22 protein-coding genes and 2 tRNA genes are annotated in these 24,434 nt (G+C 72.6%); 10 read left to right on the forward strand and 14 right to left on the reverse strand.

The genetic code is table 11. From position 1 onward, the window contains the following. Window positions 1-63: 63 nt before the first annotated feature. From aroA to JE024_RS12070, 3 genes are all read left to right on the forward strand, one after another. Entirely contained in the window at window positions 64-1,401 is a 1,338-nt protein-coding gene (gene aroA / locus JE024_RS12060; protein ID WP_205373581.1) for a 3-phosphoshikimate 1-carboxyvinyltransferase, read from the forward strand. A gap of 4 nt (window positions 1,402-1,405) precedes the next feature. Continuing rightward, window positions 1,406-2,419 carry a ribosome small subunit-dependent GTPase A gene (rsgA, locus tag JE024_RS12065; RefSeq protein ID WP_205373582.1) on the forward strand — a complete coding sequence of 338 codons (1,014 nt, stop codon included), beginning with the start codon at window positions 1,406-1,408 and terminating at the stop codon, window positions 2,417-2,419. A 93-nt stretch (window positions 2,420-2,512) separates the two neighbouring features. Then, the gene (locus tag JE024_RS12070) at window positions 2,513-2,836 is read left to right on the forward strand and encodes a DMT family transporter (RefSeq protein WP_205373583.1); all 324 of its coding nucleotides are present in this window, start codon (window positions 2,513-2,515) and stop codon (window positions 2,834-2,836) included. Window positions 2,837-2,849: 13 nt separating this feature from the next. Here the strand turns inward: JE024_RS12070 and JE024_RS12075 are convergent, their stop codons facing one another. Then, window positions 2,850-3,173, reverse strand: coding sequence for a TetR/AcrR family transcriptional regulator (locus JE024_RS12075; protein ID WP_372449795.1), 324 nt, complete (start codon window positions 3,171-3,173; stop codon window positions 2,850-2,852). A gap of 167 nt (window positions 3,174-3,340) precedes the next feature. Between JE024_RS12075 and hisN the strand changes: the two genes are divergently transcribed. Together hisN and JE024_RS12085 are read left to right on the forward strand one after the other, a co-directional pair. Next, window positions 3,341-4,141 carry a histidinol-phosphatase gene (hisN, locus tag JE024_RS12080; protein WP_205373584.1) on the forward strand — a complete coding sequence of 267 codons (801 nt, stop codon included), beginning with the start codon at window positions 3,341-3,343 and terminating at the stop codon, window positions 4,139-4,141. A 190-nt stretch (window positions 4,142-4,331) separates the two neighbouring features. Then, window positions 4,332-4,733 carry a CBS domain-containing protein gene (locus JE024_RS12085; protein WP_205373585.1) on the forward strand — a complete coding sequence of 134 codons (402 nt, stop codon included), beginning with the start codon at window positions 4,332-4,334 and terminating at the stop codon, window positions 4,731-4,733. 72 nt (window positions 4,734-4,805) lie between these two features. Here the strand turns inward: JE024_RS12085 and JE024_RS12090 are convergent, their stop codons facing one another. Then, entirely contained in the window at window positions 4,806-6,257 is a 1,452-nt protein-coding gene (locus JE024_RS12090; RefSeq protein ID WP_205373586.1) for a catalase, read from the reverse strand. Between the two features lie 159 nt (window positions 6,258-6,416). Here JE024_RS12090 and JE024_RS12095 point away from each other — a divergent pair, with 159 nt between their 5' ends. Continuing rightward, the gene (locus JE024_RS12095; protein ID WP_205373587.1) at window positions 6,417-6,836 is read left to right on the forward strand and encodes a Fur family transcriptional regulator; all 420 of its coding nucleotides are present in this window, start codon (window positions 6,417-6,419) and stop codon (window positions 6,834-6,836) included. A gap of 237 nt (window positions 6,837-7,073) precedes the next feature. Here the strand turns inward: JE024_RS12095 and JE024_RS12100 are convergent. The 4 genes from JE024_RS12100 to JE024_RS12115 form a co-directional block, all read right to left on the reverse strand. Next, window positions 7,074-7,147 (reverse strand) — tRNA-Met (locus JE024_RS12100). A 77-nt stretch (window positions 7,148-7,224) separates the two neighbouring features. Continuing rightward, entirely contained in the window at window positions 7,225-9,282 is a 2,058-nt protein-coding gene (locus JE024_RS12105) for a tetratricopeptide repeat protein (RefSeq protein WP_205373588.1), read from the reverse strand. A 228-nt stretch (window positions 9,283-9,510) separates the two neighbouring features. After that, window positions 9,511-9,584, reverse strand: a tRNA-Met gene (locus JE024_RS12110). A gap of 96 nt (window positions 9,585-9,680) precedes the next feature. Then, complete coding sequence (locus JE024_RS12115; RefSeq protein ID WP_205376514.1) at window positions 9,681-12,560, reverse strand: UPF0182 family membrane protein; 2,880 nt, start codon at window positions 12,558-12,560, stop codon at window positions 9,681-9,683. Window positions 12,561-12,697: 137 nt separating this feature from the next. On the opposite strand from JE024_RS12115, the gene JE024_RS12120 reads away from it, so the two are divergent. After that, on the forward strand, window positions 12,698-13,276 hold the full coding sequence (locus JE024_RS12120) for a PPA1309 family protein (RefSeq protein WP_244882793.1): 579 nt from the start codon (window positions 12,698-12,700) through the stop codon (window positions 13,274-13,276). Between the two features lie 111 nt (window positions 13,277-13,387). Here JE024_RS12120 and JE024_RS12125 read toward each other — a convergent pair whose 3' ends face one another. From JE024_RS12125 to JE024_RS12140, 4 genes are all read right to left on the reverse strand, one after another. After that, window positions 13,388-14,476 (reverse strand): YlbL family protein, encoded by a 1,089-nt coding sequence (locus tag JE024_RS12125; protein ID WP_205373589.1) that lies wholly within the window; start codon window positions 14,474-14,476, stop codon window positions 13,388-13,390. A gap of 93 nt (window positions 14,477-14,569) precedes the next feature. Next, entirely contained in the window at window positions 14,570-14,746 is a 177-nt protein-coding gene (locus tag JE024_RS12130) for a hypothetical protein (RefSeq protein WP_187283196.1), read from the reverse strand. Between the two features lie 190 nt (window positions 14,747-14,936). Continuing rightward, complete coding sequence (locus JE024_RS12135) at window positions 14,937-15,395, reverse strand: molybdenum cofactor biosynthesis protein MoaE (protein WP_205373590.1); 459 nt, start codon at window positions 15,393-15,395, stop codon at window positions 14,937-14,939. Window positions 15,396-15,510: 115 nt separating this feature from the next. Then, window positions 15,511-16,623 carry an SDR family oxidoreductase gene (locus JE024_RS12140; protein WP_205373591.1) on the reverse strand — a complete coding sequence of 371 codons (1,113 nt, stop codon included), beginning with the start codon at window positions 16,621-16,623 and terminating at the stop codon, window positions 15,511-15,513. Between the two features lie 217 nt (window positions 16,624-16,840). On the opposite strand from JE024_RS12140, the gene JE024_RS12145 reads away from it, so the two are divergent. Together JE024_RS12145 and JE024_RS12150 are read left to right on the forward strand one after the other, a co-directional pair. Continuing rightward, on the forward strand, window positions 16,841-18,322 hold the full coding sequence (locus tag JE024_RS12145; RefSeq protein WP_205373592.1) for a zinc-dependent metalloprotease: 1,482 nt from the start codon (window positions 16,841-16,843) through the stop codon (window positions 18,320-18,322). Continuing rightward, a complete protein-coding gene (locus tag JE024_RS12150) occupies window positions 18,319-18,852 on the forward strand; it encodes an NUDIX hydrolase (protein WP_205373593.1) in 534 nt (177 codons plus the stop codon). The genes JE024_RS12145 and JE024_RS12150 overlap by 4 nt, the downstream gene beginning before the upstream one ends. A 95-nt stretch (window positions 18,853-18,947) precedes the next feature. On the opposite strand, the gene JE024_RS12155 is transcribed toward JE024_RS12150, so the two are convergent. From JE024_RS12155 to JE024_RS12170, 4 genes are all read right to left on the reverse strand, one after another. Beyond that, the gene (locus JE024_RS12155) at window positions 18,948-19,703 is read right to left on the reverse strand and encodes an AIM24 family protein (protein WP_205373594.1); all 756 of its coding nucleotides are present in this window, start codon (window positions 19,701-19,703) and stop codon (window positions 18,948-18,950) included. 19 nt (window positions 19,704-19,722) lie between these two features. Next, window positions 19,723-20,403, reverse strand: coding sequence for an AIM24 family protein (locus JE024_RS12160; RefSeq protein ID WP_205373595.1), 681 nt, complete (start codon window positions 20,401-20,403; stop codon window positions 19,723-19,725). A 13-nt stretch (window positions 20,404-20,416) separates the two neighbouring features. After that, window positions 20,417-22,111, reverse strand: coding sequence for a TerD family protein (locus JE024_RS12165; protein ID WP_205373596.1), 1,695 nt, complete (start codon window positions 22,109-22,111; stop codon window positions 20,417-20,419). 248 nt (window positions 22,112-22,359) lie between these two features. Further along, window positions 22,360-22,986, reverse strand: coding sequence for a M48 metallopeptidase family protein (locus JE024_RS12170; RefSeq protein WP_205373597.1), 627 nt, complete (start codon window positions 22,984-22,986; stop codon window positions 22,360-22,362). A 227-nt stretch (window positions 22,987-23,213) separates the two neighbouring features. Between JE024_RS12170 and JE024_RS12175 the strand changes: the two genes are divergently transcribed. Then, on the forward strand, window positions 23,214-24,404 hold the full coding sequence (locus JE024_RS12175; protein WP_205373598.1) for a TOMM precursor leader peptide-binding protein: 1,191 nt from the start codon (window positions 23,214-23,216) through the stop codon (window positions 24,402-24,404). The last annotated feature ends 30 nt before the right edge of the window (window positions 24,405-24,434 follow it).

The raw sequence follows: 24,434 nt of genomic DNA on the forward strand, positions 1-24,434 counted from the left end.
GGCGCCCCGGTGCCCCGTTCCGGCGCCGGGGCGGGCCGCTGACGAGCCACTAAAGTGAGGGCCATGACCGAGAGCTCCGTGCACCCCGTCCTGTGGCCCGCCCCCCGAGCCGGCGGACCCGTCGAAGCGACGGTCACCGTGCCCGGATCGAAATCGGTGACCAACAGGGCCCTGGTGCTCGCCTCCCTCGCGGCCGAGCCCGGCTGGCTGCGCCGCCCGCTGCGCTCCCGCGACACCCTGCTGATGTCCGCGGCCCTCCAGGCCATGGGCGTCGGCATCGAGGAGACCGTCTCCTCCAGCACGACCGGCGGCAAGGGCGAGGCGTGGCGGGTCATCCCGGCCGGCCTGCACGGTCCCGCCACCGTCGACGTCGGCAACGCCGGCACGGTGATGCGCTTCCTGCCGCCGGTCGCCGCGCTCGCCGACGGCCCCATCCGCTTCGACGGCGACCCCCGCTCCTACGAGCGCCCGCTCGGCGGCGTGATCGGCGCGCTGCGCACCCTCGGCGCCCGGATCGACGACGGCGGCCGCGGGGCGCTCCCGCTGACGGTGCACGGCGGCGGCGCGCTGGAGGGCGGGGCCGTCCGTATCGACGCCTCGTCGTCCTCCCAGTTCGTCTCGGCCCTGCTGCTCTCCGCCCCCCGCTTCAACCAGGGCGTCGAGGTGCGGCACGTGGGTTCGGTGCTGCCCTCGATGCCGCACATCCGGATGACGGTCGACATGCTGCGCGCCGTCGGCGCCCGGGTCGACGAGCCGGAGACGGGCGGCGAGCCGAACGTCTGGCGGGTGGCGCACAGCGCGCTCCTCGGGCGTGACCTGACCATCGAGCCGGACCTCTCGAACGCCCAGCCGTTCCTGGCCGCGGCGCTGGTCACCGGCGGCCGGGTCACCATCCCCGACTGGCCGGAGCGGACCACCCAGCCCGGTGACGCGCTGCGGCGGATCTTCACCGAGATGGGTGGCTCCTGCGAGCTGACCACGACCCCGGACGGCACCGCGCTGATCTTCACCGGCAGCGGCCGGATCCACGGCATCGACGTGGACCTGGGCGAGGTGGGCGAGCTGACGCCCGGCATCGCCGCCGTCGCCGCGCTCGCCGACTCCCCCTCGACCCTCCGCGGGGTGGCCCACCTGCGGATGCACGAGACGGACCGGCTGGCCGCGCTCACCAAGGAGATCAACGAGCTCGGCGGCGACGTCACCGAGACCGAGGACGGCCTCCACATCCGCCCCCGCCCGCTGCACGGCGGTGTCTTCCGCACCTACGACGACCACCGGATGGCCACCGCGGGTTCGGTGATCGGGCTGGCGGTTCCCGGTGTGGAGATCGAGAACGTGGAGACCACGGCCAAGACCTTGCCCGACTTCCCGCGGATGTGGGCCGAAATGCTCGGGGCCTGACGTCATGCGCCGCTACGGCAAGCACACCGACGAGGACGACATCCGCTCGCGCCCGAACCGCAAGGGCAACCGGCCGCGCACGAACATCCGCCCCAAGCACGAGGACGCGGCCGAGGGCATGGTCCTCACCGTGGACCGTGGCCGGCTCACCTGCCTGGTCGACGACCGGATCGTGACGGCGATGAAGGCGCGCGAACTCGGCCGCAAGGCGGCGGTCGTGGGCGACCGGGTCGACATCGTCGGCGATCTGTCGGGCGACAAGGACACCCTGGCCCGGATCGTGCGGATCGGGGAACGCGCCTCGGTGCTGCGGCGCACCGCCGACGACGACGACCCCTTCGAGCGCGTGGTCGTCGCCAACGCCGACCAGCTCGCCATCGTCACCGCGCTGGCCGACCCCGAGCCGCGCCCCCGGCTGATCGACCGCTGCCTGGTCGCCGCGTTCGACGGCGGCCTGGAGCCGCTGCTGGTGCTGACCAAGTCGGACCTGGCGGCCCCGGACGAGCTGCTGGAGATGTACGGCGCGCTGGGCGTGCCCCATGTGGTCACCACCCGCGAGGAGTTCGTCGACGGGCTGGCCGCCGAGCGGGTGCGCGAGCATCTGACCGGCAGGACGACGGCCTTCGTCGGCCACTCCGGCGTGGGGAAGACGACGCTGGTCAACGCGCTCGTCCCGGAGGAGCGGCGGCGCAGCACCGGCCATGTCAACGCGGTCACCGGCCGCGGCCGGCACACCACGACCTCGGCGCTGGCCCTGCCGCTCGCGTCCGAGGAGGGCGGCTGGGTGATCGACACCCCCGGCGTGCGGTCGTTCGGACTGCACCATGTCGACCCGTCCCGCGTCATCCACGCCTTCCCGGACCTGGAGCCCGGCACGGAGGGCTGCCCGCGCGCCTGCTCCCACGACGAACCGGACTGCGCCCTGGACGCCTGGGTGGCCGAGGGCCACGCGGACCCGGCCCGGCTCTACTCGCTGCGGCGGCTGCTGGCGACCAGGGAACGACGCGAAGGCGACTGACGCGCGAGGCGCATACGCCCGAAAGCGCCCGGTAAGGGCATAATCGCACCGAGTCAGACACGGCAGTCACCGAGCTCGGGAGGTCCTGGACCAATGGCGTGGCTGCTGGTCGTGGTCGCCGGATTCCTGGAGACGGGTTTCGCCGTCTGCCTCAAGCTCTCGCACGGGTTCACCCGGCTCTGGCCGACGGTCGCGTTCTCCATCTTCGCCCTCGGGAGCTTCGGCCTGCTGACCCTCGCGCTGCGCAAGCTGGACGTCGGCCCCGCGTACGCGGTGTGGACGGGCATCGGCGCCGCCGGGACGGCGATCTACGGCATGGTCTTCCTCGGCGACCTGGTCTCCACGCTCAAGATCGTCTCGATCTCCCTGGTGATCGTCGGCGTCATCGGCCTCCAGCTCTCGGGCTCCTCCCACTGACGCACCCGGCCCCTCACCGGCCCGCCCGACCCCCCAGCAACGGGCGCCCCGCCATCCGCCCGGCGGTCCACTCGGCGAGGCGCACACACCGCTCCATCTCCCCGGCACCGCTCTCGCCGGCTTCGGCGACCACCCGCCCCGCGCCCCGCAGGAACCCCTCCGCCTCCCGGCGCACCAGGGCGCCCGCCAGCCCGTCCTTCCCGCCGAACTCGTTGTAGAGGGTCTGCCGCGACACCCCCGCCGACGCGGCGACCTCCACCATCCGCACGGCGGACCAGGGCCGTGCCCGCAGGGCCGCGGCCGCGGCGTCGAGCAGGGCCTCGCGTGCTGCGGGCATGGGCGCCTCCCGGGGCCTCGCCCGGCCGCGCCGGGCGCGTGCTCCGGCCGCAAGGGCGGCCTGTGCGGACAGAGTTGGGGCGCGGCCCGCACCTGTCAAGGCATCCGGCGGCCCGCGCCCTTCCGCCGTCCCTCGGGGGCGGCGAGGGGCACCGATAGAGTGACGTCATGCCCGACTACCACGATGATCTGCGCCTCGCCCATGTCCTCGCGGACGCCGCCGACGCCGTCACGATGGAGCGCTTCAAGGCGCTCGACCTCAAGGTCGAGACCAAGCCGGACATGACGCCGGTGAGCGAGGCGGACAAGGCGGCGGAGGAGCTGATCCGCGGCCAGTTGCAGCGGGCACGGCCACGGGACGCGATCCTCGGCGAGGAGTACGGCATCGAGGGCACGGGCCCGCGCCGCTGGGTCGTCGACCCGATCGACGGCACCAAGAACTACGTGCGCGGCGTGCCGGTGTGGGCCACCCTGATCTCCCTCATGGAGGCGGGCGAGGGCGGCTTCCAGCCGGTGGTCGGCGTGGTGTCGGCCCCGGCGCTGGGCCGCCGGTGGTGGGCGGCGAAGGGCGCGGGCGCGTACTCCGGGCGCAGCCTGTCGTCCGCGACCCGGCTGCGGGTCTCGAAGGTGGAGCGCATGCGGGACGCCTCCTTCGCCTACTCCTCGCTGAGCGGCTGGGAGGAGCAGGGGCGGCTGGACGGCTTCCTCGACCTGACCCGGGCCTGCTGGCGCACCCGCGGCTACGGCGACTTCTGGTCCTACATGATGGTCGCCGAGGGCTCGGTGGACATCTGCGCGGAGCCCGAGCTGTCCCTGTGGGACATGGCGGCCCCGGCGATCGTGGTGCAGGAGGCGGGCGGCCTGTACACGGGCCTCGACGGCACCCCCGGTCCGCACGGCGGGAACGCGGCGGCCTCGAACGGGCTGCTCCACCGGGAGCTGCTCGGTCATCTGAACCAGCGCCGCTGACGCCCGCGGGGGCGGTTTCGCCGGCGCCCGGGGCGCGTCACCAGCGGCTTCGCGGGGCGCCCGGGACGGGTGCCGCACGCCCTCTTGCCGCCTCCTCCCAGGACTGGGACTCTGAGAGCTCTCCCACTTGTGAACTTGTGAATCGGTTCTCCAGCTGGAGAGCCGGACACGAAGGAGGTGGCTCAAGTCCATGCTCGTCCGTGACGCCATGAGCACGGTGGTGCTGACCATCGGACCCGCCCACACACTCCGGCAGGCGGCCGGCCTGATGGCCGCGCGCCGTGTCGGAGCGGCCGTCGTCCTCGACGGCGATTCGAGTCTCGGGATCCTCACCGAACGGGACATCCTCAACGCGATCGGCGCAGGCCAGAACCCGGATCTGGAGACGGCCGGGGCCCACACCACCACCGACGTCGTCTTCGCCGCACCCGCCTGGACCCTGGAGGAGGCGGCCGAGGCCATGGCGCACGGCGGATTCCGCCATCTCATCGTCATGGACCGGGACGGCCCGGTGGGCATCGTCTCCGTCCGCGACATCATCCGCTGCTGGGTGCCCGCCAGGCGCCACGCCGGTACCGTCGCGGCGGGCTGAGGGCGGAGCCCGGACGCACCGGGGCCGGACCCCCGGTGGACGGGGGTCCGGCCTCGGGCCGACGGCAGGCGGTCAGCCGCGCAGGGCCTGGACCGCGGCCTCCAGCCGCTTGCCGAAGTCCGCGTCCGCCTGACGGAAGTTGCCGATCGCGCGCTCGGCGATGTCGTCACGGGACACCTTGGCGATGAAGCCCGCCAGGTTGCCGATCAGACGGTCCTTCTCGTCGTCGGACATCAGCCGGTAGAGGTTCCCCGCCTGGACGAAGTCGTCGTCCTCGGCGTGGACCGCGGCCGCGTGGTCACCGGTGACACCGGTCACCGCGGTGCCCGCCCACAGCGGGCGGTCCGTCTGGAAGGGGCCGCCGAAGCTGTTGGGCTCGTAGTTCTTCGCGCCCTTGTGACGGCCGTCGTAGAGGAAGCCGTCCCGGCTGTGCGTGCGCGCCTCGGTGGCGTGCGGGCGGTTGACCGGCAGGTGGTCGGCGTTGATGCCGACGCGGTAGCGGTGGGCGTCGCCGTAGGCGAAGAGCCGGCCCTGGAGCATCTTGTCCGGGGACGGGCCGATGCCGGGGACGAAGTGCGCCGGGCTGAAGACCGACTGCTCGACCTCGGCGAAGACGTTCTCCGGGTTGCGGTTGAGCTCCAGCCTGCCGATCTCGATGCGCGGGTAGTCGGCGTGCGGCCACACCTTGGTGAGGTCGAACGGGTTGAAGCGGTACGCCGCCGCCTCGGCCGCGGGCATGATCTGGACGTAGACGGTCCAGCTCGGGAAGTCACCGCGCTCGATGGACTCGCGCAGGTCGCGCTGGTGGGAGTCGGGGTCCTGGCCGGCGAGCCGGTCGGCCTCGTCCTGGGTGAGGTTGCGGATGCCCTGGTCGGTCTTGAAGTGGTACTTGACCCAGAAGACCTCGCCGGCCTCGTTGTTCCACTGGAAGGTGTGCGAGCCGAAGCCGTCCATGTGGCGGTAGGAGGCGGGGATGCCCCGGTCGCCGAAGAGCCAGGTCACCTGGTGGGTCGACTCGGGGCTCAGGCCCCAGAAGTCCCAGACGTTGTCGGCTTCCTGGCTGCCCGTGTACGGGTCGCGCTTCTGGGTGTGGATGAAGTCCGGGAACTTGATGGCGTCCTTGATGAAGAACACCGGGGTGTTGTTGCCGACGAGGTCGTAGTTGCCCTCCTCGGTGTAGAACTTCAGCGCCCAGCCGCGGGGGTCGCGCACCGCGTCGGCCGAGCCGAGGTTGCCCGCGACGGTGGAGAAGCGCAGGAAGGTCTCGGTCTCCTTGCCGACCTCGGAGAGGAACGCCGCCCGGGTGTACTTCGTCACGTCGGCGGTCACCGTGAAGGTGCCGTACGCGCCGGCGCCGCGGGCGTGGACCACCCGCTCCGGGATGCGCTCGCGGTTGAAGTGGGCGAGCTTCTCCAGCAGGAGCTGGTCCTGGACGAGGACCGGCCCGCCGACGCCCGCGGTCTCGCTGTTCTGGTTGTCGGCGACCGGGGCTCCGGCCTCGGTGGTCAGCGGTCCCTGCGTCACGTGCGCCTCCTGCGTCCTGTACTGCGTTCGTCGTCCGCACACGCCGCCTGTCCACGCCGTGTGTCGAACTCGATCCTACAATGGACTTTGTCCAAGTCAATCAGCCATCCAAAGTCACACCTATTCAGGATTGGCCGGAAACGCTGTTACGCTGTCCTCATGAGCGACCTGTTGGAACGACTGCGCGGACGCGGCTGGCGCATGACCGCCCAGCGGCGCGTCGTGGCCGAGGTCCTCGACGGCGAGCACGTGCATCTGACGGCCGACGAGGTCCACGCACGCGCCGTGGAGCGACTGCCCGAGATCTCCCGGGCCACCGTCTACAACACGCTCGGCGAGCTGGTCACCCTCGGCGAGGTGCTCGAGGTGTCGACCGACCGCCGCGCCAAGCGCTACGACCCCAATGCCCATCGCCCGCACCAGCACCTGGTCTGCGCGGGATGCGGCGCCATCCGGGACGTCCACCCGGCGGGCAATCCGCTGGCCGACCTCCCCGACTCGGAGCGCTTCGGCTTCACCGTCTCGGCCGTCGAGGTCACCTACCGGGGCACCTGCCCCGCCTGCGCGGCGGCAGCCTAGGACAGCGGCACACGCACGAAGGCCCCGGACACCGCTGGTGTCCGGGGCCTTCGCGTACCGCCCGGCTTTCGCGTACCGCCCGACTTTCGTGCACTGTCCGGCTTTCGTGCACCGCCCGGCTCTCGCGTACCGCCCGGCTCTCGCGTAACGCCCGGGAGCGCGGCCGGCTCGGGGACGACAAAATCCCGGACACACCGAAGGCCCGGATCTTTTGAGGATCCGGGCCTTCGGTTTCAGTAGCGGGGACAGGATTTGAACCTGCGACCTCTGGGTTATGAGCCCAGCGAGCTACCGAGCTGCTCCACCCCGCGTCGGTGAACACCACCTTACGGGACCCCGTCGACCAGCGCAAATCACTTCCGCGGGCGCCCTGGGCCGGCTCCGCGGCCTACGCCGTCAGCTCCTGGAGCAGTGCCTCGCGCAGCTTCGCGGCCCGCTCGGCCACCTCCTCGGGCCCCAGCTCCACGGCCTTGGCGCACCAGCGCTGCCCCTCGGCCAGCTCGCCCCGGCGGGCGGCGAGCAGCGCCAGCCGCAGGGCGGCCCTGCCGTGACCGGCCCGGGCCGCGCGCGTCCACCACAGCGACGCCTCCCGCTCGCTGCCCTCGCGGGCGAGCAGCAGCCCGAGGTTGAAGGCGCCGCTGCGGCTGCCGGCCTCGGCCGCCTCCCGGTACCAGCGGGCCGCGTCGTCCATGTCGCCGCGCGCGGCGGCCAGCATGCCGACCCGGACCTGGGCACGGCGGTGCCCCTGCTCGGCGGCCCGCTCGTACCACTCCTCGCACTCGCTCTTCTCCGCGCGGGGCTCGCCCAGGGCGGGCGGGCCCGGCGGCGGCTGCCGCGCGTCGAGCACCGTGGCGAGACGGAACGCCGCCTCCGCGTTGCCGCCCCCGGCCGCGCACCGCAGGTGCCGCTCCGCCTCGTGCTCGTCGCCGTCCCTCAGCCGGGCGATGCCCACCTGGAGCGCCGCCTCGGTGTGCCCCGCGGCCGCCGCCCGCTCGTACCAGGTCAGCGCCGTCCGGTCGTCGTCGCGGCCGACGTGGAGGATGCCGAGGTTGAACGCGGCGTCCACGCTGCCGGCCTCGGCCGCCTTGGAGAACCAGGGCTCGGCGCCGACCGGGTCCCCGGCCTGGAGGAGCAGCACGGCGAGCGCGTTGGCGGCCTCCCGGTGTCCCGCGTAGGCGGCACGCCGGTACCACTGCTCCGCCTGCGGCGTGCGGTCCTGGGCGGCGCAGAGCAGCCCGAGGTTGTAGGCGCCGTTGACGTCGCCCGCGTCCATCGCGGCCCGGTACCAGCGCTCGGCGGTCTGCTGCTCGCCGCGGGCGGCGTGCAGGGCGCCGAGGGCGTTGGCGGCGTTCCCGTCGCCGTCCTGGGCGGCGCGCAGCCACCAGACGGCGGCGCTCTCCTCGTCCCCGGCGTCCCGGAGCAGGAAGCCCAGCGCGCAGGCCGCGCGCGGCTCGCCGTCCCTGGCCGCCGTCAGGTACCAGCGGCCCGCTTCCTTGAGCTCTCCGCGCTTCTCCAGGATGGCCCCGAGGTGCAGCGCGGCCCGGCGGTGTCCGCGCGCCGCGGCCTGCCGGTACCACTGCGCGGCCTCGTCGACGAGGCCGTCGGTGCCCGCTCGGGCGGTGTCCTGTGCCGTCCGCCCGTCGCGCCGGGGGCCGGGGCCCGAGGACGCGGTGCGGGGGCCGGCGGTGTCCGGTGCCTCGCCCCGGCCCGCGGGAGGACCGGCGCGGCCGCGGGCGACGATGCCCGCGTCCCGTCCGGCGCCGGGCTCGGGCACGGTGCGCGGGGGCTCGCCCAGGCCGTCGGCCGGCGGGCGGCACTCCTCGGCTGCGCGGCCCTCCAGGGCGCGCGCCAGCCGGTAGGCCGCCTCGCGGTGCCCCTGCTCGGCCGCGGTGCGCAGCCAGCGCTCGGCTCCGCCGTCACCGCGGTGCTCCAGCAGGTCGGCGAGGGCGTAGGCGCCCAGGGCGTGGCCCTGCTCGGCGGACTGGCGCAGCCAGTACTCGGCGGCGGGCTCGTCGCCGCGCTCGCGGAAGTGACGCCCGAGCGCGTGCGCCGCGGCGGCCGAACCGGCGACGGCGGCGATACGCCACCAGCCCGCCGCCTCGTCGGGGTAGCCGCGCTGGTGCAGCAGCACGCCCAGGTTGTTGGCGGCGGCCCGGTCTCCGTCGGCGGTGGCACCGCGCAGGTACGGCTCGGCGCCGTCGAGGTCGCCCCGGCGCAGCAGCAGCGCGCCCAGCACGCTCATCGAGGCGGTGTCGCCCCCGTCGGCGGCACCGCGGTGGCGCGCCTCGGCGCCGGCGGTCTCCTCGGCGTCGGCGGTGCCGTCGTGACGGCCGACGCCCGGCTCGACACCGTCGAGCCCCTGCATCGCGTCCGCCGCATTGCCGGAATGCGGCTGCACAAACCGCCCTGTCTCCAACAGAGTTGCCCTGTCCCCCATAAATTCCATCGTCGCACCACCCGCAACCCGCGTACACCTGGTATACCGCAGCCAGTGAGGTCACTTCAGCGTTTTGTCGACATGCCCACAGAGAGATAAGTCAAACACGACCGGCGCCAACTCATGGCGTCCGGCGCGCACTTCGGGGCAGGTTGTGCCCGAGGACACGCCGCGGCCGCCCCGCGCACAGCACGAAGAGGGCCCGGATCCTGGAAGGATCCGGGCCCTCTTCTTCAGTAGCGGGGACAGGATTTGAACCTGCGACCTCTGGGTTATGAGCCCAGCGAGCTACCGAGCTGCTCCACCCCGCGTCGTTGTGATCTCACCGTATCACGGCGCGGGAGGGGTCCCGACCGGCCTCCGGCGGACCGCCGCGGGTGCGGCGGCCGCCGTCGGCCGGCCCGGGCTCACTCGGTGGCCGGGGCCTCTTCCTTCAGTCTGGCCTCGGCGTCGGCCGCGCGCTGGAGCGCGTCCTGGAGGTCGTCCTGGGCCTTGCCGTAGGCCGTCCAGTCGCCCTTCTTGATGGCCTCCTCGCCGTCCGCGTACGCCTTCTGCGCGTCGGCGATGGCGTCCTTCAGGGCCGCGTCGCCGGTGGCGGGCGGCTCGTCGGGATCGGCCGGTGGCTCGCCGGGCGGAGTGGTGCCCTCGTCGGCACCCTCCTCGCCGAACACCTGGGACAGCGCGCCGCTCAGGTCGTTGGCGAACCCGATCTTCTGGCCGTAGACCACCGCCACCTTGCTCAGCAGCGGATACTCCGACCCGCGGCCCTGTGCGTAGATGGGCTCCACGTACAGGAAGCCGCTGTCCAGCGGGACGGTCAGCAGGTTGCCGTACTTGATCGTCGAGTCGGCGCCCTTGAGGTCGCGGACGAAGTTGGCGATCGGGTCGTGGCGGTTGAGCCGGCTCTGGATCTGCTCGGGTCCGTCGACCTTGTCGTCGGTGACCCGCATCAGTCTGATCTTGCCGTAGTCCTTGCTGTTGGCGTCGGCGTCGACCGCCATGAAGGCCCGCAGATTGGGCCGTCCACTGGGGGTGAACGTCGTCGTCAGCGAGAACTGCTGCTCGGTCTGGCCGGGCAGCTTCATCGACAGGTAGTACGGCGGGACCGCGTTGTTGTCCGACTTGGTCGGGTCGTTCGGGACCTGCCAGGCGTCACTCGCGTTGTAGAACGGGGCGGGCTCGGTGACGTGGTAGAGGCTCAGCAGCTCGCGCTGGACCTTGAACATGTCCTGCGGGTACCGCAGATGGGCCTTGAGGTCCGCCGGGATGTCCGCCTTGTCCTTCACCGTGCCCGGGAAGGCCTTCTTCCAGGTCTTCAGGACCGGGTCGTTCTCGTCCCACTCGTAGAGGGTGACCGTGCCGTCGTAGGCGTCGACGGTGGCCTTCACCGAGTTGCGGATGTAGTTGACCTGGTTCTGCTGGGCGACGACCGCGCGCTGCCGGTCGGTCAGCGAGTCCGCGGTGGTGTCGCCGAGCGTGGTCCGGGAGGCGTACGGATAGCCGTTGGTGGTGGTGTAGGCGTCGATGACCCACTGGATCCGCTTGCCCACGACCGCCGGGTAGGCGTCGCCGTCGATCGTCAGCCAGGGCGCCACCGCCTCGACGCGCTCCTTGGGCGTGCGGTTGTAGAGGATCTGCGAGCCCTCGCCGATGGCTCCCGAGTACAGGATCTGCGGCTCGCTGAAGGAGACCGCGTAGGCGGCGCGGTTGAGCGGGCTGGAGAGGTCGATGCCGCCCTTGCCCTCGTAGCTCGTGGTGACCTGGCCGCCGCCGTCCTTCTCGTAGTCGAGCTCCTTCTGGGGCCCGCCGACGATCGAGTACTGCGTGGTCTTCTCGCCGTAGTAGATCCGCTGCTCGTAGTCGCCGAGGTTGCCCTTCGACGGCAGGCCGGACTCGGTGAACTCCGGGGCGCCCGAGGTGCCCTTGGCCGTCTCCGTGCCCTTCGCGGCGACCGCACCGTACCCGTGGGTGTAGGTGAAGTGGTCGTTGATCCAGTTGCGCTTGTCGACGCCCTGGAGGTTCAGCTCACGCAGACCGATGACCGTGTCCTGGCCGTTGTACCGGTCGACGTCCAGCGTCGCGGGGAACTGGTAGTACTTCCGCTCCTGCTCCAGCTGCTGGAACGTGGGCGAGACGATGTTGGGGTCGTTGATCCGGTAGCTGGCGGCCGCGTCCGCCTGGGCGCGCTGGCTCTTGGCGTCCTTGATCTCGCCCCGGCCCGTGTAGTCGGTCGGCTTGACCTCGTCGATGCCGTACGCCTTGCGGGTGGCCTCGATGTTCTTCTGGATGTACTGCGCTTCCTTGGCCTGCTCGTTCGGCTGGACCTGGAACTTCTGGACGATGGCCGGGTACAGGCCGCCGATCAGGATGGCCGAGAGGACCATCAGGCCGAAACCGATCACCGGGAGCTGCCAGGTGCGGCGCCACAGGGTGGCGAAGAACAGCACCGCGCAGATGATGGCGATGCAGAAGAGGATCGTCTTCGCCGGCAGGTAGGCGTTGGCGTCGACGTACCGCAGACCCGTCCAGTTGCTCGTCGCCTTGAAGTCACTGGACTTCACCGCGAGTCCGTACCGGTCGAGCCAGTACGCGACGGCCTTGAGCGCCACGAAGATGCCGAGCAGCACCGACAGGTGGCCCGTCGCCGCGCCGGTGGCGCGCGCGCCGGGGCTGGTGATGCGCAGCCCGCCGTACAGGTAGTGGGTCAGCGCGGCGGCGATCAGGGAGAGCACGACGGCCGCGAAGCCGAAGCCCAGCAGGAAGCGGTACCACGGCAGGTCGAAGGCGTAGAACGCCACGTCCATGCCGAACTGGGGGTCCTTCTCGCCGAAGGGCACGCCGTTGACCCACATGAGCCAGGTGCGCCACTGGCTGGTCGCGGAGGCACCGGCGATCAGCCCGACGAGCGCGGTGACCCCGAGGAGGACCCACTTCTTGTACGGGGCGATGCCCATGCGGTACCGGTCGAGGCTCTGCTGCTCCAGCGACATCGCGCTGAGCGGCGGCCGCAGCCGGTGCGCCAGCCAGATGTTCAGCCCGACGGCCGCTGCCATGAGCAGGCCGAAGACGGCGAACAGTCCGATCTTGGTCCACAGGGTGGTCGTGAAGACGGAGGAGTACCGGACGGATCGGTACCACAGCCAGTCCGTCCAGAACCCGGAGAACATGACGAACACCATGGCCAGCGCGGCCAGGACGCCCAGTGTCATGAGCAGGGTGCGGACACGCCGGGACGGCCGGCCCACTCTGATCCGTGGCCCGGTCGGGCCTCCGCCGCGGTCCGGCATCTGGAAAGCCAACGTGCGCACCTCGAAGTTCGCGGTCGTGTGAAACGGGCCCCGCGATCGTAGAGCCCCACTCATGCAACTTACCGAGGCTTTACCTAGTTCCCGCAGCGGGGCAGGAACCAGGCAGGATATTGGCCATGTCCAACGCTTCAGCACCGACCCCCGACAATCAGCCGCCCCAGGCGCCCATGGCGGCGAGCCCGCTCACCCGGGCCGTGCTCGAGATCGACGAGTACGCCTCGGGCCTCGGCTGGGACCAGCCCGCCCGTCTCTTCGCCCTGGTCGACACCGCGCGGCTGCGCACCCAGGAGCCCTCCCTCGCCTCCCAGCTCGGCCTCGACGAGAACGACTCCGCGGCGGCCCTGACGCCGGTCGAGCAGGACGAGATCCCTGCGGGCACCGCCCTGGACGAGTTCCTCGGCACGCTCGCCTGGCCCGACGCGGTGGCGGGGTGCGCGCTGACCGTGGAGCGCCTGATGCTCCCCTCGTCCGCGGAGTCGTCCGTTCCGGAGGGGCTGGACGACGCGGCGCTGGCCGACTGGGTCGCCTCCCACCCGGACCGCCAGGAGGTCCGGATGACGGTGGCCGTGCTGCGGGACGGCAGCCGCGAGTCGGCGCTGCGCCTGCGCGAGAAGGACTCGCCGACGGAGGTGCTCACGGGCGCCGGGCTGGTCCCCGGTCTGGCCGAGGCGCTGGCGGCCACGTTCGAGGACTGACGGCACCCCGCACCCGACGGCGTCCCGGCCCGGCCCGGTCCCCGTATGCGTGAAGGCGCCCCCGGACGGTGGTCCGGGGGCGCCTTCACGCGTGGTGCGGCGGCGGGCCCGTCAGCCCGTCGTGCAGCTCGGCAGCCCGGCCGTCTCGCCGGCGCGGATCTTCTCCAGCGAGTCGGCGGCATCCTCGATCGTGTCGACCTTGACCAGCTTCAGGCCGTCCGGGATGTCGGAGGCCGCCGTGGCGCAGTTGTCGCCGGGCGTGAGGAAGTACTCCGCCCCCGCGTTCCGCGCTCCCACGAGCTTCATCTCGATGCCGCCGATCGGGCCGACCTTGCCGGCGTCGTCGATCGTCCCGGTGCCCGCGACGAACTTCCCGCCCGTCAGGTCGCCCGGGGTCAGCTTGTCGACGATGCCCAGGGCGAACATCAGACCGGCGCTCGGTCCGCCGACGTCGGCGAGGTGGATGTCGATGGTGAACGGGAAGGTGTGGTCCGTGCCCGCCGCGATGCCCACGATCGCGCGGTCGTCGTCCGGGGCCTTCACCGTGGTGACGGTGACCTTCTCGGTGCCCTCCGGCTCCTTGCCCGCCTTCTCGGCGGCGGCCGCGTCGGGGGCCGGGACGATGGTGAACTCGACCTTCTCCCCCGGCTTGTGCTTCACCACGAGGTCCGCCACGTCGCCGGGCTTCTCGATCGGCGTGCCGTCCACGGCCCGGATCACGTCGCCCGCGTGCAGGGTGCCCTCGGCGGGCGAGTCCTTGACGACGGTGGCGACGACCACCCGGGACTTCACCGGGATGTCCAGCTCCCGCAGGGCGGCGACCTTGGCGCTCTCCTGGGACTGGCTGAACTCCTCGGCGTTCTCCTGGGTGGACTGCTCCTCGGTCTTGCCGTCCGGGTAGAGGGTGTCGTGCGGGACGACCACGTTGTCGTGGGCGAGCCAGCCGTACATCGCCTCGAAGAGGTTCATCCGGTAGTCCGCGCCGGTCACCCGGACCGTCGTCATGTTGAGGTGACCGGTGGCGGGGTAGGTCTTGCGGCCGGAGATCTGCAGCACCGGCTCGCCGTCGGCGGATCCCAGGGTGTTCACCGTGGGGCCCGGGGACATCTCCGCGTAGGGGACCTTGAAGAAGACACCCGCGCACAGCAGTGCGATGAAGACCAGGGTGGAGGCGAGCATCGTCGCGGTGCGGCGTGGCATGGAACGACAGTACGGGACGAGCCTGTGCGAGCACTGCCGGGGCCGGTCCGTCCGGGGGCCGCCCGGGGCCGCCCGCAGAAGGGGTCCGGAGGGTCAGTTCCGCACGGCGTCCGTACCGGAGGCCGCCTTCTCCATCGCGTCGCGGAAACGCGCGTATCCCGCGAGCTCGGCGACGTCCCCGCTGGTGCGGTTGCGCGAGGCCCAGCTCGCCCATATCGCAGCACCGACAGCAGCGAAAAGCGGAATCAGCAACCAGGCCAGAACTGCCATCGCGACCTCCCTACCCCATGAGCGAAAGCGACTGAGTGATCAGCAGATTAGTCATCTGCGAGATCAACGCTCACGGCAGGGGTGGGGTTACGCAAATCGGGGCGGAAGGGGTCCGTGCGGGTTTCGGCGGCCCCGATCCGCGCGAACGGGCCGACACGCCCCGGACTACCGGGGAGCGCCGCCCCCGCCGCTACGCGCCGACCCACTCCTCGGAGCCGTCCGAGAAGCGCTGGTGCTTCCAGATGGGGGCCTCCTGCTTGAGGTCGTCGATCAGCTTCCGGCAGGCCTCGAACGCCTCGCCGCGGTGGGGGCAGGAGACGGCGACCACGACGGCCAGGTCCCCGACCGCGAGGTCACCCACACGGTGGACGGCGGCGAGCGCCCGAACGGGGTACCGGGCCACCACCTTCTCCGCGATGCCCCGCATCACGGCCTCCGCGCTCGGATGGCTGGAGTAGCCGAGGTCGGCGACGTCCGCCCCGCCGTCGTGGTTGCGGACGGTGCCGACGAAGAGCGCGGTGCCGCCCGCCGCGTCGTCGCCGACCGCGGCGAAGACCTCGTCGACGGAGAGCGGCGTGTCGCGGATCGCGATCAGCCGCACCGGGTCCTGCGCCGCCTGCTCACCGGGGTGGTCGTACGTGCGTGCCATGGCCCCATCGTGCCGCACGCCGGGTGCCCCGCCCAATAGACCCTCCGACGGTTCGGCGCCCGCCGGATTGGACTGTCCTACAGCGGCGCGGCCCCGGCCGGGGCCGCGCCGGCCCTCAGATCCTCCGTCGGGCCTTCCGGGCGCGCCGGACCAGGGCGGCGGTGCCCAGCAGGGCGACGGTCGCGCCCGCCGCGCCGGCGGCCGTGGCGTCCTTGCGCCCCAGCCGGCGGCCCGCCACCGTGTGCCGGCCCTCGACCTCCTCCAGGAGCGCGGCGAGCACCTCCTCGTTCGTCCACCGGGGGCGCCAGCCCGCGTCGTGCAGCCGGCTCACGCTCACCACCCAGGGGTGCATCGTGTACGCGAGGTCCCCGGCCGGGGACGGGGTGAGGCCGATCCGGTGCAGCCGGGCGGCGGCGCCGAGGGCGACGGCGGAGGGCAGTTCCATCCGCCGGATCCCGCTGAGCTCCTCGATCTCCTCCTGCTCCAGCCAGCCGTCGCAGCCGACCGCCAGCTCGCCCTCGACCTTCTCCAGCGCCGCGTACTCCAGCGCCGTCACCAGGTCGTCGACGTGGCAGAACTGCCAGGTGGGCCGGGAGCCGGCGACCACCAGCAGCCGGGGCGACTCGAAGTACCGGGTCAGCGCCGTGTCCGTGCCGCCGACCAGCACGGCGGGGCGGACGACCGTCACGTTCAGGCCGGGGTGGGCGCGGGGCGCGCGGCGCGCCAGGCGCTCGATCTCCAGCAGGTCGCCGACCCCGGTCGCCTCGGCGGTGGCCTTGAGCTCGGCGTCCTCGGACAGCGGGACGTCGTTGTCCGGCAGCGCCCCGTAGACCATGGCCGACGTGCACAGCACGACCCGGTGCACACCGGCCGCGGCGGCCGCGGTCAGGACGGTCTGGGTGCCGCGGACGTTGTACGCGGTGCGGGCCGCCGCGTCCGTCTCGAGGTCCAGGTCGAGCGCGAGGTGGACGACGACGTCGGCGCCGCGCAGCTTCTCGGCGATGGCCGGGTCGCGCACGTCCAGGACGTGCCAGTGCGCCTCGGGAACCTCGCCCCTGCGCTCGTCGATCGCGAGCACCTGCTTGACCTCGTCCGACGCGGCGAGACGCCGTGTGAGCAGGTCTCCGACGCCGGTGGCGGCGCCGGTCACGGCGACCACGGGGCCGCGCCCCCCGGCCGGGGTTGAGTGGTTTCGCGCTGCGCGAACCTGCGGATCTGGGGAACTCACCAGGCGTCTCCAGCGGTTGTCTTCAGTACGCAAGCGCATGACGCATACGCACCAGGTGACGTCCATCCTGCCGCAGGCCGTCGGCGGGCGGGGCACCGAGGCCGCAAGCCGCCTCGATGTCCTCAGCCGTCCGGCCGCCCGGCCGCTTAGGCTGGGTGTTGTTGTCGGGCAGTCGCCGTCGGCAGTCAGCCGACGGCCCTACGAGCCGAGGAAACCCGTGAGTGACACCCCATTCGGATTCGGCCTTCCGCCGGAGGAGCCGGAGAACGGCGACGAGGGCAAGAAGAAGAATCCCGGCGGAGGTGGCCAGGGCTCCGGCGGGTCCCCGGCCAACCCGTTCGGTTTCGGTTTCGGGGGCGAGGGCGGGGACAACCCCTTCGCCGCCATGTTCGGGTCGATGAACCCGAACGACCTGGGCGCCGCCTTCCAGCAGCTCGGCCAGATGCTGAGCTACGAGGGCGGCCCGGTGAACTGGGACATGGCCAAGCAGATCGCCCGCCAGACCGTCGCCCAGGGCACGGCCGACGGCACCAAGGACAGCAGCGTCTCCCCGGTCGACCGCACCGCGGTCGAGGAGGCCGTGCGCCTGGCCGACCTGTGGCTGGACGGGGCGACCTCGCTGCCGTCGGGCGCGAGCACCGCCGTGGCGTGGAGCCGCGCCGAGTGGGTCGAGGCGACGCTGCCGGCGTGGCAGCAGCTCGTCGACCCGGTCGCGGAGCGGGTCGGCGTCGCCATGGGCGACGTGCTGCCCGAGGAGATGCAGGCCATGGCGGGCCCGCTGCTCGGGATGATGCGTTCCATGGGCGGCGCGATGTTCGGCCAGCAGATCGGACAGGCCGTGGGCGTGCTGGCCGGCGAGGTGGTCGGCTCGACCGACATCGGCCTGCCGCTCGGTCCGGCCGGCAAGGCGGCGCTCCTCCCGCTGAACGTCGAGGCCCTCGGCAAGGACCTCGGGGTGCCCAAGGAGGAGGTGCGGCTCTACCTCGCCCTGCGCGAGGCCGCCCACCAGCGCCTCTTCGCCCATGTGCCGTGGCTGCGCTCCCACCTCTTCGGCGCCGTCGAGGGGTACGCGCGGGGCATCAAGGTCGACACGACCAAGCTGGAGGACGTGGTCGGCCAGTTCGACCCGACCCACCCCGAGCAGCTCCAGGAGGCGCTCCAGCAGGGCATGTTCCAGCCGGAGGACACGCCGGCGCAGAAGGCCGCCCTGGCACGTCTGGAGACGGCTCTCGCCCTCGTCGAGGGCTGGGTCGACGCCGTGGTCCACGCGGCCGCGTCGAACCGCCTCACCTCGGCGGGCGCGCTGCGGGAGACGCTGCGCAGGCGCCGGGCGTCCGGCGGTCCGGCGGAGCAGACGTTCGCGACCCTGATCGGGCTCCAGCTCCGTCCGCGGCGGCTCCGGGACGCCTCGCGCCTGTGGGCCTCGCTCACCGACGCGCGCGGTGTCGACGGCCGGGACGCCCTGTGGGAGCACCCCGACATGCTGCCGACGGCGACCGACCTGGACGACCCCGACGGCTTCGTGCACCGCGAGCAGCTCGACTTCTCGGAGCTGGACAAGATGCTCGGCGAGGCCGCGGCCCCCAAGGACGGCCCGGGTGCGGGCGCGTCCGGCGACGCCGGCACCGACGACGGCACGGGCGGCTCCGGCCGCGAGGACGAGGGCAAGGACGAGGGCAAGGGCGACGCCGGCCGGTGAGCCTCCACGACGACGCGGCCTCGGTGCTCAAGGAGTACCGGGGCCGCGATGACGAGCAGAGCGCGCTGCGGGACGCCTATCTCGCCCATCTCGCGGCGCACCCGGACGGCATGTGGAAGTCCTGCGGCGCGGGGCATCTGACGGCCAGCGCGCTGGTCGTCGACCCGGAGCGCGGGAAGGTGCTGCTGACGCTGCACCGCAAGCTCGGCATGTGGCTCCAGATGGGCGGCCACTGCGAGCCCGGGGACGGCTCACTCGCCGCCGCCGCGCTGCGCGAGGCGACGGAGGAGTCGGGCATCGCGGGCCTGACGCTGCTGCCCGGCGGCCCGGTGACGCTGGACCGCCACGCGATCCCGCCGCCCTGCCATTGGCACCTGGACGTGCAGTACGCGGCGCTGGCCCCGCCCGGTGCCGTCGAGAGCATCAGCGAGGAGTCGCTCGACCTGCGCTGGTTCGGCTGGGACGAGGTGGCGGCCGTGGCCGACGCCTCGGTGGTCCGGCTGCTGGAGCGGACGCGGGCGGCTCTCTGACCGGGACGGGCCCGGCTCCGGCCCCCGGACATGGCACAGGGGCGGTCGCCGGGCGACCGCCCCTGTGATGCCGTCCGGCCGCCCCGGCGGGGCGGTCAGTTCCAGGCGTTGTTCTGGTTCTGGGCGTGGGAGCCGTGCTGGCCGACGCCGTACTGGGCGCGGACGCCCTGGCCGAGGTCGGCGTGCTGCGGCGGCATGACCTCGCTGGGCTGCACCAGCGCGAAGCCCTGGCCGAGGAAGCTCAGCTCCCAGCCCTCTCCGGTGTTGCCGCGGCGGCGGCGCACGTTCGAGGAGTGGGTCTGCGCCTGCATCTGCACCCGCAGGCCCGAGGACCAGGCGACGATCGCGTCGGCGTCGACGTTGACGTACTTGTCCGGGGTGACGTGCATCATCAGCGGCTGGCCGGAGGTCATCAGCGCGACCTTGCCCCGGCCGGAGATGTTGAGCTGGTACTTGCCGGAGCCCGAGATGCCGTACTGGCTGTCCACCGCGATGACCTCGGTGTGCAGCGCGGAGTCGAGAGCCAGGACGTAGGCGCTGTCGACCGTCATGCCCTCCTGGTCCACGTCGACGACGTGGACGTACTGCGCGAGGTTGGCGAAGTAGACGGTGCCCTGGCCCGAGCAGCGCATCAGGTCGAGGCCCTCGCCGGTGTTGGCGCGGGCCCGGCGCTGGCTGCTCGTCTGGTACTCGCCGTCGAAGTCGATCAGCCCCTGGTACGCCACCATCGCGCCCTTGCGGGCGAGGACGTCGTCATGGCCGGTGAGCGCCACCCGCAGCAGCTGCGGGTTCTGGACGGCGTACCGCTCCTGGGACTGCTGTTCCCCGTGGCTGAAAAGCGAACTCTGCATGATCTGTTCCCGCTCCCCCTCAGCCCCGGACCCGCAGGCGGTCCGTGCTGTCCTCGCTCGGCTGTACGACGACGATGCCCTGGCCGGAGAAGGCCATCTGGTACGCCTCTCCGCTGCCCCGTCCGATGAGGGAGCCGGCCTTGAAGCTGCGCTTGCCCTTCACCTTGAGGTTCGGGGACCAGGCGACGAGGGCGTCGGGGTCGACGTAGGTCTCGTCCTCGCCGCGGCCGCAGTCGACGACGATCGGCGTGCCGCGCGAGGTCAGGGCGACCCAGCCGGTGCCGGCGATCTGGACGTTCCACAGGCCCTGGCCGGCGAACTTGGCGAGGCCCTTGACCTTCTCCACACCCCACTGGAGGTGGGCGTCGAAGGCCAGCAGGTTGGTGCCGTTCACCGAGATGGCGTCGTTGTCGAGGTTGATGACGACGACGTCGGCGCCGTAGTCGGCGAGGTAGAGCAGCCCGTCGCCGGAGCACTTCATGATGGGGGCGCCCTCGCCGGTGACCCACTGCGAGGCGACCTGGCGGACGGCCGGCGGGTTGGGCTCGTACTGCACGAAGCCCTCGTAGGCGACCATCGAGCCGGTGCGTGCGTAGAGGTCCTGGCCGGTGGCCATGGCGACCTTCAGCATGGTGCGGCCGTGGTTCTCCATACGGGCGGCCATCGGGGTCGGGGCGTAGCCCGCGAGTTGCTGGTTCATTCTTCGGGCTCCCTCAGACCTCGTAGGGCTGGACGACGATGAAGTTGCCGGGGGCGCCCCGGAACTGGAGGTTCACGGTCTCGCCGCTGTGGCCCGGGTAGGCGTTCCGCCGCAGCCTGACCTGGCTGGAGAGGATGACCTGGGAGGCCGCCGACCAGGCGACGACCGCGTTGCAGTCGGCGAAGGTGGTGGGCGTGACGGGCAGGACCACGGGCACACCGTGGGTCTTGACGACGACGGTTCCGGTGCCGTGGAACAGCATCGTGAACAGCGCGCCGCCGGGGATGCCGTGGCCCTCGATCCGCCGGACCTCGTACTGCAGGGTCTCGTCGAAGGCGAGGACGTTCTCCGCGGAGACGCAGATGCCGTCGCCCTGCAGGTCGATCTGGTGCAGGTGGGCGCCCTCCTCGGCGAGGAAGACCTGGCCCCGGCCGGTGCAGCGCATGAGCTGCATCTCCTGGCCCGTGGCGTTGCCGACCATGCGGCCCGCGAAGCCGGCGCCCTTGTAGCCGAAGTCGACCTTCCCCTGGTACATCACCATGCTGCCCTGACGGGCCAGCACACCCGAGCCGCCCATCGTCAGGTCGACCCGCATGAGCTGCTGGTTCTGCGGCGTCCACCGCTGGCCCGTGGGCGTCTCGCGGTAGGACTGGAGGGCGGCCTGGAGACCGGCGCCCGCCTGCGGCGCACCCTGGGGGACGCCCTGCGGCATCCCGCCCGGGGGCATGCCGGGGGGCTGCTGACCGTAGGGCGCCGGCGGCTGCTGCCCGTACGGCGCCGGCGGCTGCTGGCCGTAGGGGGCCGGGGGCTGCTGCCCGTACGGCGCGCCGTGCGGCGGGGTCTGGCCCGGGATGTGACCGGGCGGCTGGCCCGGGACCTGCCCGAACTGCGGCTGCTGCGGCGGCTGTCCGTAGGGGGACGGCGCGGGCGGCGCCAGCGGGGCGGCCATCGTGGGCGCGGCGTGGATCTGCGGACCGGGCGCCGGGGCCTGCGGGGCCGCGGGCGCGCCGAAACCGGGTGCGGGCTGCGGGGCCTGCGGCGCGGCCGGGGCGCCGAAGGAAGGTGCGGGCTGGGGTGCCTGCGGGGCCGCGGGGGCTCCGAAGGCGGGCGCGGGCGCACCACCGGCGGGCGGGGCGAAGCCGGGAGCGGCACCCCCCGGCTGCTGCGGAGCGGGCTCCTCCTCGGCGACCTCGCCGCCGAAGTTCTTCAGCAGGGCCTCCAGGCCGCCGTCGAACCCCTGGCCGATGGCGGCGAACCGCCATACGTCCTTGAGGTAGAAGTCGCCGAGCATCACGGCACGCTCGGTGCTGAACTCGGAGCCGTCGAAGGCGTACCTGACGACTTCCTGGCCGCCCGCGACGATCCGGATGTAGCCGGGGCCGATCTGCGACATCTGCCCGGCGCCGTCGATGGTGGCGGTGAACGAGAGCCGGTGGACGTTCGCCGGAATGCGGTCCAGCGTGACGCGGAACGACTCCGTGTCACCGGCCTGCGCGCCGAGGAGCTGAATGGACTCCTCGGGCGACTTCGGCTGGTTGAAGAAGATGAAGTACCGGTCGTCCGACAACTGCTCGTTCGCGTCGAGACCGAAGCAGCTGATGTCGAAGGTCAGCCCCGGAGCGGCGACCTGCACGCCGACGTACAGATCCGTTCCCGGAGTGAGATCACTGATCTTGGCCTTGTGGCCGCGTTGGAATTCCCTGGCCATACGTGACGACCGTCCCCCATCCCGAATTTCGAATGCGTCGCGCCAGGCTAACCGCTGAGGGCGACAATGAGCCAAGCCGGTACACATTCGGTACAGGAGCGACCCTGCTTCGGTACAGGAGTGACCTTGCTTCGGCACGGGAGCGACCCTGCTTCGGCACGGGCGGGCGCGGCGCACCCCCTTGGTGCGCCGCCGGTCCGCGGCGCACGCCCTTCGCACCGCCGGACCGCGTCCGCGAGGGCGGTCGCTCAGTCCTCCGGAGCGGGCGGCCGGTGCGGCAGCCGGCCCGCGGCGACGACACCCTCCAGGTAGCCGCGGGCCCGCTCGGTCCGCGGATAGGCCTCCAACAGCCGCCAGAAGCGCGGGCCGTGGCCCGGCACCAGCAGATGCGCCAGCTCGTGGAGGAGGACGTAGTCGACGACGTACTCCGGCATGCCCTGCAGCCGGTGGGAGAGGCGGATGCTGCCCTCCGACGGGGTGCAGGAGCCCCAGCGGGTGTTCTGATTCGTCACCCATCGCACGGATGCCGGTTTCGCCCGCCCGTCGAAGTACTGCCCGGACAGCCGGGCGGCGCGCTCGGCGAGTTCGCCGTCACCGAGGACCTTGCGGCTCTCCTGGGCGGCGAGCTTGTCCAGCATCACCGTCACCCAGCGCCGCTCCTCCGCCTCCGACATACGGGCGGGGATGAGCACGATGGTGCGGTCGCCCTCGCGGTAGGCGGAGACCGTCCTGCTGCGCCGGGCGCTTCTGCGGACCTCGACCGCGCTCGCCGCCGACGCACGGAGCGGGAGCCGCTCCGCTTCGCGCCGGGCACGTCCCGCACCACGCGCTGGGGTCTCCCCTGCGGTGAGCCGAGGGGACGGGTCGACGGGCACGCTCCGACGTTACCCGCTGCCCGCGCGGGAAGTCCCGCCCCGGACACGGTTCACGGGTGATCCACTCCTCGGCTGCACGATGACTGCACGATGACTGCACGATTCGAACGACAAATACACCGGGCCTGTGGACAACTTTTTCCCCGTCTCACCGACTGCGGGCATTCTGACAACACGTCGGAGAACGAAGATCGATTTCCCGGGGACGGGAGAGGACGGGGGCGGATGTGCATCCGATGATGAAGCCCGCGCTGCGCCGGGCCTGGCGGGACAGACAGTCGGTGCAGTTCGGGGTCACCCCTGAGCGCGCGACGACGGTGGGCCCGGTGGACACGGCGACCGGGTCGCTGATCGATCTGCTCGACGGCACCCGCGGCATGGATCTGCTGCGGGCGGCGGCACGGGCGATGGGCCTGCCGGACGGCCGGGCGGACGCACTGGTCCAGCGGCTCGCGGGAGCGGGCCTGCTCGACGACACCACCGCGGGCGGCCCGGCCGCGGTGGCCCTGCGCGGGCGGACGGCCGCCCTGGAGCGGCTGCGCCCGGATCTGACCTCCCTCTCCGTGGTCCACCCCGAACCGGGCGGCGCCATCGAGCGGCTGGCCGGGCGCAGGACGGCGCGTGTCCTGGTCCGCGGCGCCGGGCGGGTGGGCTCGCTCGTCGCCGCCACCCTCGCGGCGGCCGGCGTGGGGCGGGTGGAGGTGCGGGAGAGCGGCCTGACCGAACCGGGCGACGTGGCGCCGGGCGGCCTGTCCGCCGAGGAGATCGGCGAGCGGCGGGACACGGCGGCCCGCCGGATGGTGCGCAGGGCCGCGCCCGACCGGCCGCCCCGGTCGGAGGAGACCGACCCCTCGGCGCCCTCCCTCGCCCTGGTCGTGGTGGCCCCTCGCGACGGGCTCGGCGCCTGGGCTCCCGACCCGCTGCCCGCCGAGGACTGGATGGCGAGCGGAATTCCCCACCTCTACGCGGGGATCGTGGAGGCGACGGGCGTGGTCGGCCCGCTGGTCCTGCCCGGGGGCACCGCGTGCGCCTCCTGCCTGGAGGCCGGCCGGTCCGCCCGGGACCCGGCGCGTTCCCTGCTGCTCGCCCAGTGGCGCTCGGGCCGGCGCAGGAGGGTCCCGGCCGCCTGTGACATTGCTCTCGCCACGACGGTCGCCGGGCTCGCGGCCTGCCATGCTCTGTCGTTCCTCGACGGCGACCTGCCGGGGAGCGCGGGCGCCCGGTGGGAGGTCACCCTTCCGGGCGTACGGTGGCGGTCCGAGCGGATCACACCGCACCCCGAGTGCCCCTGCGGAGCCTCTGGGGGCGATAGGGGAATGCGCGCCGGCGGAGGCGACGGAGAATCCTGGACGAGGGCGAAAAGTAAGGGCAACCGCGCCTCGGGTATCCCCGCGGCACACGAGACAATGACCGGGTAACCGCCGTCAACGGTGCGAGGCCGTACGGCA

The organism is Streptomyces zhihengii (genome assembly GCF_016919245.1).
Classification (GTDB): Bacteria; Actinomycetota; Actinomycetes; order Streptomycetales; family Streptomycetaceae; genus Streptomyces; species Streptomyces zhihengii.